12 protein-coding genes are annotated in these 12,838 nt (G+C 57.8%); 5 read left to right on the plus strand and 7 right to left on the minus strand.

Features of this window, described 5'->3' with window-relative positions; translation table 11 throughout:
• Positions 1–38: 38 nt before the first annotated feature.
• Positions 39–1,595: a metal-dependent hydrolase family protein gene (locus AC2FEE_RS04560; protein WP_496863363.1), complete on the minus strand. Its 1,557-nt coding sequence runs from the start codon at positions 1,593–1,595 to the stop codon at positions 39–41.
• Between AC2FEE_RS04560 and AC2FEE_RS04565 the strand changes: the two genes are divergently transcribed.
• Positions 1,585–2,589 (plus strand): AraC family transcriptional regulator, encoded by a 1,005-nt coding sequence (locus AC2FEE_RS04565; protein ID WP_496863364.1) that lies wholly within the window; start codon positions 1,585–1,587, stop codon positions 2,587–2,589. The two genes, AC2FEE_RS04560 and AC2FEE_RS04565, sit on opposite strands and share 11 nt — an antisense overlap.
• 538 nt (positions 2,590–3,127) lie before the next feature.
• Positions 3,128–4,126 (plus strand): LacI family DNA-binding transcriptional regulator, encoded by a 999-nt coding sequence (locus AC2FEE_RS04570; protein ID WP_496863365.1) that lies wholly within the window; start codon positions 3,128–3,130, stop codon positions 4,124–4,126.
• On the opposite strand, the gene AC2FEE_RS04575 is transcribed toward AC2FEE_RS04570, so the two are convergent.
• On the minus strand, positions 4,127–5,260 hold the full coding sequence (locus tag AC2FEE_RS04575; protein ID WP_496863367.1) for a Gfo/Idh/MocA family protein: 1,134 nt from the start codon (positions 5,258–5,260) through the stop codon (positions 4,127–4,129).
• A 36-nt stretch (positions 5,261–5,296) separates the two neighbouring features.
• A complete protein-coding gene (locus AC2FEE_RS04580) occupies positions 5,297–6,400 on the minus strand; it encodes a Gfo/Idh/MocA family protein (protein WP_496863368.1) in 1,104 nt (367 codons plus the stop codon).
• Between the two features lie 113 nt (positions 6,401–6,513).
• On the opposite strand from AC2FEE_RS04580, the gene iolC reads away from it, so the two are divergent.
• From iolC to AC2FEE_RS04595, 3 genes are read left to right on the plus strand one after another with little or no spacing between them, the layout of a single operon-like run.
• A complete protein-coding gene (gene iolC, locus AC2FEE_RS04585; RefSeq protein WP_496863370.1) occupies positions 6,514–7,494 on the plus strand; it encodes a 5-dehydro-2-deoxygluconokinase in 981 nt (326 codons plus the stop codon).
• A gap of 9 nt (positions 7,495–7,503) precedes the next feature.
• Positions 7,504–8,340 (plus strand): 5-deoxy-glucuronate isomerase, encoded by an 837-nt coding sequence (locus AC2FEE_RS04590; protein ID WP_496863371.1) that lies wholly within the window; start codon positions 7,504–7,506, stop codon positions 8,338–8,340.
• A complete protein-coding gene (locus AC2FEE_RS04595; protein ID WP_496863372.1) occupies positions 8,337–9,176 on the plus strand; it encodes a class II fructose-bisphosphate aldolase in 840 nt (279 codons plus the stop codon). The genes AC2FEE_RS04590 and AC2FEE_RS04595 overlap by 4 nt, the downstream gene beginning before the upstream one ends.
• Before the next feature lie 16 nt (positions 9,177–9,192).
• On the opposite strand, the gene AC2FEE_RS04600 is transcribed toward AC2FEE_RS04595, so the two are convergent.
• Genes AC2FEE_RS04600 through AC2FEE_RS04615 form a run of 4 tightly spaced genes read right to left on the minus strand, consistent with a single transcriptional unit; the run spans position 9,193 to position 12,796 of the window.
• Positions 9,193–9,972: a TIM barrel protein gene (locus AC2FEE_RS04600; protein ID WP_496863374.1), complete on the minus strand. Its 780-nt coding sequence runs from the start codon at positions 9,970–9,972 to the stop codon at positions 9,193–9,195.
• A gap of 33 nt (positions 9,973–10,005) precedes the next feature.
• On the minus strand, positions 10,006–10,764 hold the full coding sequence (locus tag AC2FEE_RS04605) for an SDR family NAD(P)-dependent oxidoreductase (RefSeq protein ID WP_496863375.1): 759 nt from the start codon (positions 10,762–10,764) through the stop codon (positions 10,006–10,008).
• Positions 10,761–11,567 (minus strand): 5-deoxy-glucuronate isomerase, encoded by an 807-nt coding sequence (gene iolB / locus AC2FEE_RS04610; protein ID WP_496863376.1) that lies wholly within the window; start codon positions 11,565–11,567, stop codon positions 10,761–10,763. Before iolB ends, AC2FEE_RS04605 begins: the two co-directional genes overlap by 4 nt.
• Positions 11,568–11,614: 47 nt before the next feature.
• Positions 11,615–12,796, minus strand: a complete 1,182-nt coding sequence (locus AC2FEE_RS04615; RefSeq protein WP_496863378.1) for a phytanoyl-CoA dioxygenase family protein — start codon at positions 12,794–12,796, stop codon at positions 11,615–11,617.
• Between the last annotated feature and the right edge of the window lie 42 nt (positions 12,797–12,838).

Here is a 12,838-nt window from a genome sequence, read left to right on the forward strand (position 1 = left end):
CCAATGGAACATGAATACCCTCCAGCCGAGTTTTGGGGTCAGTTCAGTGTATTTTTATATATGATACCGTCTTTCATGATAACATTGATCGTTTCGATTGGCTTCCATTCCGGATCAGCGTCGAACCAAGCCGTATTGCCACCGATCACCGTGACATCTTCCAGTGGGTTACCATCTACAAGGATGATATCCGCATAAGCACCTTCCTCGATTACGCCAAGTTTGCCATCCTTGTACGGATTTCTGGGGCCAGACAACGCAAGCATTTCACCCGCTATCGATGTCATCTGTTTCAATACTTCAAAATTGCTGTCAAACGTTTGAGTGCGCCACCAAATTTCGTAACGGCGGGCACGCTCGGCATCTTCGAATTTACCTACGTAATCCGATGCAAAGACGACTTTCACACCGTTTTTGAGAAGGTTCCTTCCAAAGTCTGCATACTCCTTCCCAAGCGCACTGACTTCAGGAATCTTGTCTGGTGGCATCAATGGATTTTTGGCAAGGTCCGGAGAAATCCCCCACATTTGTGGAACTACAAAAGCGCCAGCTTCTGCGATCCGTTTCATGGTGGCCTCTGAGATAAAAAAACCATGCTCAAAAGTTTTGACGCCACAATCAAGAAGCCGGTTTACCGAGCGGTCGTTGAACGTGTGGGCGGCAATATAAGTACCCCAGTCAGCAGTGGCCTCAACTGCAGCACAGATTTCATCCTCTGAGTATTGCGTCGTATCAATAGGATCAAAACGCGACGATCCGCCGCCGCCGCCCATGATCTTGATTTGGCTGGCCCCATTGCGAAGGTTGAGGCGAACTGCCTTCAATACCTCAGGCACTCCATCTGCGACTGTGCCAATACCCATGCGTTCAAAGTTTGACAGATCGCCCGCGTCATTCGGGCTGTAGCCAGGATCAGCTCGATCGCGAAAATCTCCATGGCCAGAAGTCTGTGAAATAAATGCGCCGGAGGGATAAAGCCTTGGCCCAGAAACCGTTCCATTGTCGATAGCCCGCGCCAAACCGAAAGCTGGACCGCCCATATCCCTTACTGACGTGAACCCGTCTTGCAGAAAGCGATCCATGACTATCACCGAGTTGTAGGCGATGTCGTACGGTGTCATGTTATGTTCAACTGGGCCAAAGTCGTTATTGATCATAACGTGTGCGTGCCCATCAATCAGACCCGGCATCAATGTGCGCCCTCCGCCGTCAATTACAGCGGCGTCAGGGGCATTAATTGCATCGGTTGAGACGGCCTTAATCAGGTTGCCCTCGACCAATACGCTGGCATTCTCGATGCGCTGTTCATTCACGCCATCGAAGATATACACGTTAGTAAACAGCGTTTGGGGTTCTTCTTGATCCTGAGCCTGCGCGGACGCTGAAAAAGAAAGACCTGCAGCGACGATAACCGTCGAGCAAAGGGACATTCGTAGACCGGACATAAGTACTCCCTTCATATTCATGTTTTGCCAACTGTAGTCCGGAAAATCTTGGCTCGGTTGCCACTTTTGAATTAGGATGTTCGAATGTGAATGTAAAAATGGCCACTGAGTTAAACTAATCCAAACAAGAGTGACGAGCTTGCCTTTCAACTCCACCTCTGAAGAGCATAGCGAGGGCTTTATTCGCCTCTCCTTGGCTGCTCCGTTTCTGCAATACCTCACCGAACGTAAGATCAATCCGCAACCAGCATTGGATCAGATCGGCTTGAAAGCCGAACTGTTGTCTGACCCATCCGTGTTCGTTCACTCAGAGTTGGTCTACGGTTTGGTGAATGCCTTCGCAGAGGTGTCAGGGGATCGATACCTTGGACTGAATGTAGGGGAGACGTTTGACCTACAGGGATGGCCGCCGTTCGCTCAAGCCTTGCAATCTACAAAAACGCTATTCGAGTTTTTCACCCGCTTTGTTGGGCTTGTACCGCAGGAGTCCAATTCTGTGCGGCACAGCCTTGTCATTGAAGCAGACAAAGCGACTTATCGTGTCGAGAGGCAACAGGAACCAACTGTCCCACCCATTCAGGTGACCGGTTTTGGTGCCGCAATCTATGTACGCTTATTGCAGACCGTCGTCGGAGATGCTTGGGAGGCATCCCGTGTGCGTTGGGAAAGCCGATATATTACTGGTCTGCCTGTCGACTACCAAGGGATCGAAGTCGGCCTTGGGACTGATCCCGGAATGCAAATTAGTTTTCCTGTGGAATGGTTGTTTTTGCACCATGTCTCTGAGGGCTCTGCCAAGCCCACAACCTCACCGCGACAAGATGAAGAAGTAACCGTGGTGGCTGCTCTGCGATCTGTCTTACGCGACAAACTTGACGAAACCGATTTGGGACCAGAGGTGGTGGCTGGATTGCTGGGAATACAGCCGGAACGGTTTCTGAAAGCGCTTCAGCAACAAGGCACAACGCTACCCCGCGAAATCAAACGGCTGCGTGTCGATGTCGCCAAGGAGCACCTCAAAGAAGACCAGATGACAATTGCGGAGATTGGTCTGATGCTCGGTTATTCTGACAAGTCCCATTTCACTCGCTTTTTCCGAGGCCAGACCGGAATGACACCGACCAAGTTCCGCCTTAGTGCGTAATTGCTTTGCGAAAACTTGGACTGGTAATCTATTGCTTGAACAGTGAGGGCCAACAAGAATTTGCAACACATTTTTTGGAGCCCCTATCCAAGGATCGCATTGGGACAATTGCCCCCATAGCCCCTGTAGTGGTGCATGCAGCGCTGCGCCTCCGCTGCACCAACTCGTTGTTTTAGTTCGATCGGTAACAAACCTGTTCTCAGCGAGTCGTCATACGCTATTGAACCCACCAGAAAACTGTGTAGCCTTCAAGCCATTGACAACAATAGACATATCTCTAAGACAGCACTGGTTGCGGCAGTGGAAAACAGCTCCTTGTTGCACGTGCGAATTAGGATAGAGCGCTTCGTTACACCGAAGATGTCGGGAGCTCGAGCCTCTCAACACCCACCATTCCCTGTACAAATCGCGCAAATATCACGGACCCAGCATAATTTAGTCCTGATCTTTGCAACCGATTGCAAGTTTTAGCCTTTGGCGCGTAGTATTTCACCATGAATTCGCTTGTCAGCCTCCCCCAGATCCGCGGGCGCCAGTCATGAGTGTCACCCTTAAAGATGTCGCCGCACTGGCCGGCGTGTCCCGCTCGGCCGTTTCGCGCACCTTTACAGAGGGTGCATCGGTGTCTCCCAAGACCCGCAGCAAGGTTGAAAAAGCCGCCAAGGAACTGGGCTACAGTCCCAACGCGCTGGCCTCGTCGCTGACCACAGGACGGACCAAGCTGATCGGGTTGATCTCCAACAACTTCCACAACCCGATCTTCCTTGAGGTGTTCGACCAATTCACCCGTGCCCTGCAGGAACGTGGACTGCGGCCGCTGATCGTAAATCTGACAGACGAGACCGAGCCGGCCAATTCGGTGCAGATGCTGCGGCAATACTCCGTGGATGCCGCCATCGTCGCCTCGTCGACCCTACCGCCCAGTTTTGCCAAGGCGTTTCATGACGCGGGCGTGCCGGTGGTGCATACCTTCGGTCGATCAGCGACCTCGCCCGAGGTTCACGTCGTGGGAATCGACAACGTTGAATGCGGTCGCATGGCGGCGCGGGAACTTCTGGCGCGCGGCTATCGGCGCGTAGGGTATCTGGGAGGGCCGCAGGATGCGACATCGGCTATGGACCGGTATCGCGGCTTCATGGAAGAGGTGCAAAAACGCCCCGACCTTGAGGTGTCGCATTCCTTCGCAGGCGCCTATTCCTTTGACGCTGGTCGCGCCGAGATGCTGCGCCTGCTGGCTGGCACCCCGGCCGAAGGCTATTTCTGCGGTGACGACATCCTGTCCATCGGCGCCCTGTCGGCCCTGCGGGATCACGGGCTGAAACCTGGCGCGGATATCGGCATCATCGGCTTGAACGATATGGAAATGTCACGGTGGGAGAACGTAGACCTCACTACAATTCACCAGCCGATCAAGCAAATCATCACCTCGTCCGTTGATCTGGTCGAGGAAATGCTGAAGGACCCCAAACGCTATCCCGAAGCGCGGATTTTTCCCTGCCGGGTGATTGAGCGGGGCACGCTGCGGCCCCGCCTCTGATTATCGAAACATCGGCGGGCGCGCATCTTTCCAGACACCGTCCTCTTTGCCCGATGCCACAGCCGCGTGCACTGCAGCAATCGAGCGAACCCCGTCGGATGCACCGGGCAGACCGTCTCGGGTCTCGCCCCGGATCGCATCGGCCAGGTCGCAATAGATATTGGCGACGGCCAGCGGAAACCCTTCGGGATGCGCGATCGCCACGCGGGACAGGCGCTGCACTTCATCATGCAGGCCCCCCTCACCCTTTTCGATGATCTGGGTGCGCCCGCCAACAGGGGTATAGATCAATTGGTTGGGTTGTTCCGAAGCCCAACGCAGACCGCCGGTTTCACCGAACACCTGAATGTCGAACCCGTGTTGCCGCCCGATGGCCACGGATGAGGTCCACAGGCGGCCAACCGTTCCACCCTCCATCCGGAAATTGATCATGGCGTCGTCTTCCAGTTCGCGGCTGGATATGGTCGAGGCCATGTCTGCGGACAGGGTCTTCACCTCATCATCGCAGATGAAGCTGGCCATGTGCAGCGCGTGGATGCCGCAATCGGCGAACTGGCCGGACACACCTGCCATCGCCGGGTCGTACCGCCAGCGGACACGCGGGTTGTCGGCATCAGTGGCGTCACCATGGTGGCCGTGACTGAAATTGGTGACGACCAGACGCACCTTGCCAATGTCGCCTGTGCGCACCATCGCGCGGGCCTGGCGCACCATCGGATAGGCGGAATAGCAATAGTTCACCGCACAGATCTTGCCCGAGGCCTCAGCCACGCGCACAATCTCTTCGCCCTCTTTCACGGTCATGGTCATCGGTTTTTCACACAGAACGTTGAACCCTGCCTCAAGGAACGCTTTAGCGATCTCGAAATGGGTGGAGTTTGGCGTGGCAATCGTCACCAGATCAACCCGGTCGGCGCGACCCTTTTCGCCGGCCAACATCTCTTGCCAGCCTCCATAGGCGCGGTCCGCGGCGACACCCAGCCGTTGTGCATATTCCCGACCCACGTCGGGGCGGTGATCCAACGCTCCGGCCGCGAATTCAAACATGCCGTCGGCCTGTGCGCCCAGACGGTGTGCCGGTCCGATCTGGCTACCTTCGCCACCACCGATCATGCCCCATTTCAGCTTTGCCATGGTATTTGTCTCTCTTAAGTGTTTTGCCGTTCGCGATCAGTAATCGCGGATGTTTTGCCATTGTCGTTGCCGAGATGACACAAGCGCCGCAGCGACGACACGGTTGACCTCATGCCCGTCGTGGAAGGTTGGCCAGATGGGCTGTCCGGTATGGATCGCCTGCAGGAAATCTTTGGCTTCGATGATGATCTGGTCCTGATAGCCGGTGCCGTGTCCCGGACCTTGGCAAAAGGGTTCGTAATCCGGATGCGCCGGACCGGTCAGGATCTTGGTGAAGCCACGCTGCGCCTCGGGGCCTTTGCGGCGATAGAACCACAGGGCGTTCTGGTCCTCCTGATCAAAACGCAGCGCGCCCTTGGTGCCCGAAATCTCATAGGCGTAGCCCATCTTGCGGCCCGTCGCGACGCGGCTGACATAGATATTGCCCATCGCGCCATTTTCGAACCGGCACATGATCTGCGCGTGATCATCATTGTCTACCATGCCGCCGGGGCGGGAGTGGTGAACGGTCTCGACCTCGGCCATAACCTCGGCAATCGGCCCCATCAGCGCCAGCGCGCCATTGATCATGTGCGGCGCCAGGTCGCCCATTGTGCCGTTTGCCATACCGGTTGTGCGCCAGGTGGCCGGGGCCTCGGGGTCGGCATAAAAATCTTCAGTATGTTCGCCGCGGAACCAAGTGATGTCGCCCAGCTCACCCTCGGCAATCAGTTTTCGCGCGTATTGCGTGGCGGGGGTGCGGGCATAGTTGAAGCCGACCATGTTGGTGACACCGGCAGCCTCGGCGGCCGCTACCATGGCTGCTCCATCCTGCATCGACGCGCCAAGCGGCTTTTCGCACAGCACCGGCTTGCCCAAGGCAAAGGACGCTTCGGCGATCTGGCGGTGGGTGTTCTGGGGTGAGGCGATCACTACAGCCTCGACCGCCGGGTCATTGACCAGCACCCGCCAGTCCTCGGTCGCGCGGCGGAATCCGTACGCCGCCCGATACCGTTCAGCGCTTTCGGGGCTTGAGGCGCAGATCATCTCAAGACGCGGGCGAAGTGCTGTGTTGAACACCGCACCCACAGCCGACATGGCGACGGAATGGGCCTTGCCCATATAGCCACCGCCAACAATTCCAATTCCGATTTCAGGCATCTGTCACGGCTCCGAACATATCATTTGCAACCGGTTGCAAAATGAGTATCGTGTGAATCGATTCAACGCAAGGTCCAAACTTTGCTGACCCCAGATTGCCGGAGGAATACGACGTGAGCGCTTTGATAGACGGTATCAAAGGAAACCGGTTCGCCGTGTTCGGGCGCGCGGGCATGGACATGTTTGCCGATCCCATTGGCGTCAAAAGCGAAGATGCCGACACGTTCCACGCTGATCTGGGCGGATCGTCGGCCAATATCTGCGCGGGTCTGGTCAAGCTGGGCAGCCAGGCGTCACTGATCACCTCGGTTTCTGATGACGCAATTGGCCGGTTCTGCCTGAATCGGCTGCACCATTATGGCGTCGACACGTCGAATATCCGCGTCGTGGGCGGCGAATACCGTATGTCGCTGGCCGTGTATGAAAGCCGGATCGAGGATTTCCAGAATGTGATCTACCGCAACGGGGCTGTCGATTTCCAGGTCACCGAAGAGGACATGGACACGGTCGACTATTCCACCTTTTCCGCAGTGATCTCAGCAGGCACCGTCTTTGCAGCCGAGCCGTCGCGCAGCGCGACCTTTCGCGCCTTCGACAACGCCCGCGCAGCCGGATTGCCCGTTATCTTCGACATCGACTATCGCCCCTATAGCTGGCCCTCGACCGAAGTGGCCGCCGACGTCCTGTCGCGCGCCGGAGAGGCCAGTGACCTGATCGTCGGCAATGATGAAGAGTTTGGCTTTATGGCCGGTGGCATGGAAAACGGGTTCGCCAAGGCCAAACAACTGGCCGAAAAACCCGGCCGGATCGTCATCTACAAAATGGGCCAACAGGGTGCGGTGACCTTGGTGGACAGTCAGGAAATCCAAACCGGCATCTACCCTGTTACCGCCGTCAAACCCAACGGTGCGGGCGACAGTTTCATGGCAGGTCTGCTCGCGTCGATCGCGACAGGGCATTCGCTGAAGGACGCGGTCATGCGCGGCTCGGCCTGTGCCTCGATCGTGGTGTCGAAACCCGGTTGCGCCCGGGCCATGCCGACGACGCAGCAACTGGACGCATTCCTCGCCGATCACCCCGGCCCGACCACATAGGAGACACCCATGCATATCGCGCCCTATGACAATCAGAACAAACCCATCGTCGACGCCGATGACCCGACGGTGCCGCTGAACTATTTCAATATCGTCAAACTGAAAAAGGGCGAGGCATTTGAATATCAGGTGCCGGGGTATGAAACCTGCATCGCCCCTGCCACCGGCAGTGTGGATGTAGATGTCGAGGGCGTGCAGTTTCCCAAGCTCGGCAATCGGGGCCAAGACGTGTGGGATGGTGAGCCCGAGGGCGTCTATGTCCCCGTCGGCGCCAAGGCCCAGATGGTTTGCGTCTCGGATGAGGCCGAAGTTTTCATTGCAGGCGCCAAATACGACAAAGTGCTGGATCCCTTCGACGTGCGCCAGCATGACCTTGTGCAATACGGCAGCGACGACACCAAAACCCACCGCAAGATCAAGCACATCCTTGGCCAGAAGCAGCACGACAAGGTCGGTCGCCTGCTGGTCAGTGAGCTTTTCACCGTTGGTCAGGGCGGTTGGTCCGGCTTCCCAAGCCACAAGCACGACACCAATCGCCTGCCGGATGAGAGCCGCCACGACGAGACCTATAACTTCCGCTTCAAGCCCAACTGGGGTTCGGGTCTGCAGATGTTGCAGCGTGAGGACAACGAGCCGGGCGATGCCTATCATATCGTCGATGGCTCAACGATCTGTATCGACAAGGGTTATCATCCCTGCTGCGTATTGCCGGGGTACGAGATGTACTATTTCACCATCCTCGGCGGTCTTAGCCAACGTTCGCTGGTGCAGTATTTCCAACCAACGCATGCCTATCAGATCGAAACGATCCCGGGCATCAAAGACATGATCGCGAAGTTTAAATGACCCTTGTTACCCTGAAAGACGTCCTGACCCCCGCCTATGAACAAGGATACGCCATCGGCGGGCTGGTAACGCTGGGCTGGGAGGATATGCGCGCCTATGTGGCCGCGGCCGAGGCCGAAAACGCGCCCGTGATCCTACAGGCTGGTCCCAGTTGCCGCGAACACACGCCGCTACCCGTTCTGGGCAAGATGTTTCGCCATCTGGCCGAGAATGCCACGGTCCCCGTCGTCGCTCATCTGGACCATGGCTACACATTTGAAGAGTGCAAGATTGCCCTCGACAGCGGATTCACGTCGTTGATGTTCGACGGCTCGCGCAAGCCGCTGCGGCAGAACATCGACGAGACCGCTGCAATTGCCGAGATGGCCCACGCGGCCGGGATTTCCTGCGAGGGCGAGATCGGTTTTGTCGGCTACACCGGTGGCGAAGGGTCAAACGGCACTGACCCGGCCGAGGCCGCGCAGTTCGCGCGTGAGAGTGGCGTGGATGCGATGGCCATCTCGGTTGGAAATGTCCATCTTCAACAGCACAAGGAGGGCGGTCTGGACGAAAACCGTATTCGTCAGATCGACGCCGCAACCGATGTGCCTTTGGTGATCCACGGCGGTTCAGGCGTTCCGGTCGAGCAGCGGGCGCGACTGGCCCGGGAAACCTCGATCTGCAAGTTCAACATCGGAACCGAGTTGCGCATGGCCTTCGGTGCAGCGCTGCGCGAGGCGGTGAACCGCGATCCAGAGCGGTTCGATCGTGTGACGATCCTGAAAGAGACCCACGGCCCTGTCGAAGCCGCTGCCCGCGCCGTGATCCGTGCATTTGGCGCGCCACCGCAAAGATAGGCGCTCAGTCCCGAATTCAGACGGTAAAAGCAGCTCGGAATGCCTCCAGAGCCGCTTCCGGGTCACCGGACGCAAAGGCTTCCATACCTACCGGTCCGCGATACTCGAGTTCGTACAGTGCCTTAGCGACCATCGGATAGTTGATCTCACCTGACCCGGGCTCGCACCGGCCCGGATTGTCCGCAACCTGAATTTCTCCGATCCAGGGCAGGCACTTGTCACACCATCGGATCAAATCCCCCTCACCGATCTGCGTATGGTAAAGGTCCAAGTTGATACGCAGTTGCGGCCGATCAATCGCCGTTACCAGAGCCAACACGTCTGCGGTGGACCCGAACGGGCAGCCAGGGTGGTCCATATGGTTCAGGTTTTCAAGCGTAAACACCGCACTTTCCTGTTCGGCCAGATCGCAGATGCGGTTCAGCGTGTCCCGCGCTTTCAGCCACATCTGCCCTGTTACAACATCATGCTTCCAAATCGGAATTCCACCGTCGCCCAACCCTGTGCCGTGAAGGTTCAAGCGATCCACACCCAGCCTTTTGCCGATCTGGAGCGTTTCTCTGGCCGAGGTCAGCAGCATGTCGGCTCCCTCATCATCGGCCAACCTCCCTTCAAGATAGCCATTCATGATCGTGAAATTTGCACCGATAGCTTCCAGTTTTCCGAGATCCAGTTCAGGCCAGTTCCACAGCCCGACACCAAAGCCCATCTCGGTCAACCGCGCGACACGCCAATCCATCGGCTTGTCGAGCCACAGCATTTCGGCACAGGCCGCAAGTTGAAAGGGTGCGGACATGCCGGACCTCCTGACTTCAAGTATTTACGGGCCTCAGATCGAGCCACCCTCGACCATGAAATTCCCCGCGCTGCACATGGCGGCATCGTCCGAGGCCAGGAACACCACCATCCGTGCCACGTAGACAGGGTCAATCGGATCGGGCAGGCACTGGCGGTCGACCTGCTTGGTCAGCGCCTCGGGCGTGACCCAGAGGTCTTTCTGGCGCTCGGTCATGATCCAGCCGGGCACCACAGTGTTCACACGGATGCGGTGGTCCCCCAACTCGCGCGCCATGGTCCTGGTCAGGCCATGCACTGCGGATTTGGCAGTGGCATAGGCCGGGAAGCCCGCACCGGCCTCCCACCACGAGTTTGAGCCGAGGTTGACGATGGAGCCACCGCCCCGTTCGATCATCGCAGGGGCGACCGACTGGATGGCAAAAAACATGTGGCGGATATTGGTCGCCATACGCTCGTCCCAGTATTCCGGCGTCACCTCGCGCCAGTCATGCCGGTCGTCATGCGCAGCGTTGTTGACCAAGACATGAGCCGCACCAAGTTCGTCCGTCAGTTCAGCCAATGCGATACGCAGGGCCTCGACATCGCGCAAGTCGCATTGGGCGAAGACATGCTCGCCGTCTACCTGCGCCAACAGCGCGTGCCCCGCGTCCGCGTCAATATCCAGAAACCCGACTTTGGCCCCTTGGGCCGAGAAGGCTCGGACTGTTTCTGCACCAATGCCCCCTGCCCCGCCGGTGATGAAAACGGTCTTGTCGTTCAGACTGGGATAGGTGGCAAAGTCCCGGGTCATCCGTCACGCTCCATGATCCATTCGACCTCGGGGGCCGCAACAAAGCGCCATTTCCGCAACGGTCCGGCCATAACGTTCAGATAGTACATGTCAAACCCGTAGGGCGCACCGCAAGGGTGATGACCTCGCGGAACGGTCACAACATCGCCATCGGACACGGCCATCGTCTCGTCCAACTGGCCATCATCGGTATAAACCCGCTGGATACCAAACCCGTTGGCCGGGTTGAGGCGGTGGTAATAGGTCTCCTCGAGATAGGTGATCCGGGGGTAGTCATCCTCGTCATGACGGTGGCTGGGGTAGGACGACCAATGACCGTTCGGCGTGAAGACCTCGGTCACCAGAAGGCTGTCGGCAAAGTCCTCGGCCTCCATCGCGATGTTGTTGATATAGCGCGTGTTCACACCTTTGCCGCGCTCGGTCAGGGTGATGCCGTCGGGGCCGATCCGCCGGGCCTGATGCCCGCCTTTCCCGGGGGCTGAACAGACGGCGACGACACAATCGGTTTCGGCGACGGCCGTCCACTCGGTTCCGTTCGGTAGGTACAGGCAATGCGGCGGTGACTTTTCGAACACGCTCATCCGGTCGCCCAGAACGCCCCAATCCTGCCCGGCCCCGGTGATTTGCGCCTTGCCTTCGACCATGACCAGAATGACCTCGCGGTCGCCCGTGGCCTCGGAAGCTCTATCACCTGCACGCAGGTGATAGAGCCCGAAGCCGACATATCGCCACCCTGCGCTTGCCGGAGTGATGTCGTGAACCTTGCCGCGGGTTCCGAACGGCTTTTTCAGAAGGTCTGCCATGGTGTCGTCTCCTTGATGGGTGGTGAATGGCGCACCCGTATTTTATTTCAGGCAGCTTGCCTTGCTTGCAGGGCTGAAAGCGCGTCGGCCAATTGCGCCTCTGCCCAACCTTCAGTCACCGCGCGGCGCAGAATATCCGCCTGGCTTTCCGGCGCGTTTCCCCCGATCGGAGGGTCCGTGTCCAGATTGGTCGGGAAAGGATAGCCTTCCGCCGTTGCCGCAATCGCCGCATCCAGTTCCGACACACTCAGATCGCCGCGCTGTTTCAGTGCAATCAGGTGGGGGCACACAGCCTGTGACATGGCGCGGCGATCCACCGCTTCCATCGCACGCCCGAAGGCAGACGAGATTTGCAGCAGGTTCGCCATACGGTCGATATCGGCGCTTCTGTTTTCGCCAGCAGCATGGAATAGGGCGGGATTGAAGAACACCGCATCCCCTTTTGCCAGAGGCAGTTGGATGAAATTGTCTTCGAAATGGTCCCGATGGGCGGAGTCATGAAACGCCAGATAGCCCGACGGATAAAGCTGCGAGAACGGCAGCAGCTTGGTCGGGCCACTTTCCACCGACATGTCACAATGGGCAACAGCCCCCTGCAGGGTCAGCGCAGCGGTCAGGTGATGGGCATGGGCGGGATACCGCGCGGCGCTATCGGCGCTTTGGAAACCTAGATGGTAGTCCCTGTGCGCCTGCTGCGCTTTACCACCGGGGCGCACTTGATTGATCTGTGCGGTAACCTGATAGTTGGGCCCCAGCCACGCTTCGCAGGCAGCTGCAATCGCGGAGTTTCCGAAATACAACGCAAACCCTTCAGGATCGCGCAAACACTGCTTTTGCAGCGCATTCCAAACCCGGTCATTGGCACCTGAGGCGGCGAAGTGATCACCCTCTCCCGCCCCACTTCGGCGTTCTTCATCGATAATCTGCTGAAACACCCCGGAGGCTCGGTCGATCACAGAGGTGTCCGGATAGGCCCCTTTCAGGGCAATCACTCCGGCTGATTTACTCAATACCCAGCCCCATTCCGCCAGCAAAGCCTGACGTTCGTCGGCCTGCTCCAGCACCGGGCGCAGGGTTTGCATGTCATAGATCGGAACGTTCTTTTCAACCGATGCGGCGTGGGGCACCGCATCGGCTGAAAGGTTCTGAGAGGTCAACACCTTGAATTCATCCAGATCGCAGGATTCCCGGTCGAAATAGCCGACATATCCGAGGTCTTGATGCACCATGATAATCTCCTTTTTCATGGTTCTTGGTGTTGCGCCATTGCG

Source organism: Ruegeria sp. YTSC199, assembly GCF_059609725.1.

What these genes read in the sequence shown, in the direction of transcription:
- AC2FEE_RS04570 (WP_496863365.1), top strand. Translation starts at nt 3,128, where the DNA reads ATGAGTGTCACCCTTAAAGATGTCGCCGCACTGGCCGGCGTGTCCCGC.
- AC2FEE_RS04575 (WP_496863367.1), bottom strand. Translation starts at nt 5,260, where the DNA reads ATGGCAAAGCTGAAATGGGGCATGATCGGTGGTGGCGAAGGTAGCCAG.
- AC2FEE_RS04580 (WP_496863368.1), bottom strand. Translation starts at nt 6,400, where the DNA reads ATGCCTGAAATCGGAATTGGAATTGTTGGCGGTGGCTATATGGGCAAG.
- AC2FEE_RS04590 (WP_496863371.1), top strand. Translation starts at nt 7,504, where the DNA reads ATGCATATCGCGCCCTATGACAATCAGAACAAACCCATCGTCGACGCC.
- AC2FEE_RS04595 (WP_496863372.1), top strand. Translation starts at nt 8,337, where the DNA reads ATGACCCTTGTTACCCTGAAAGACGTCCTGACCCCCGCCTATGAACAA.
- AC2FEE_RS04600 (WP_496863374.1), bottom strand. Translation starts at nt 9,972, where the DNA reads ATGTCCGCACCCTTTCAACTTGCGGCCTGTGCCGAAATGCTGTGGCTC.
- AC2FEE_RS04605 (WP_496863375.1), bottom strand. Translation starts at nt 10,764, where the DNA reads ATGACCCGGGACTTTGCCACCTATCCCAGTCTGAACGACAAGACCGTT.
- iolB (WP_496863376.1), bottom strand. Translation starts at nt 11,567, where the DNA reads ATGGCAGACCTTCTGAAAAAGCCGTTCGGAACCCGCGGCAAGGTTCAC.
- AC2FEE_RS04615 (WP_496863378.1), bottom strand. Translation starts at nt 12,796, where the DNA reads ATGGTGCATCAAGACCTCGGATATGTCGGCTATTTCGACCGGGAATCC.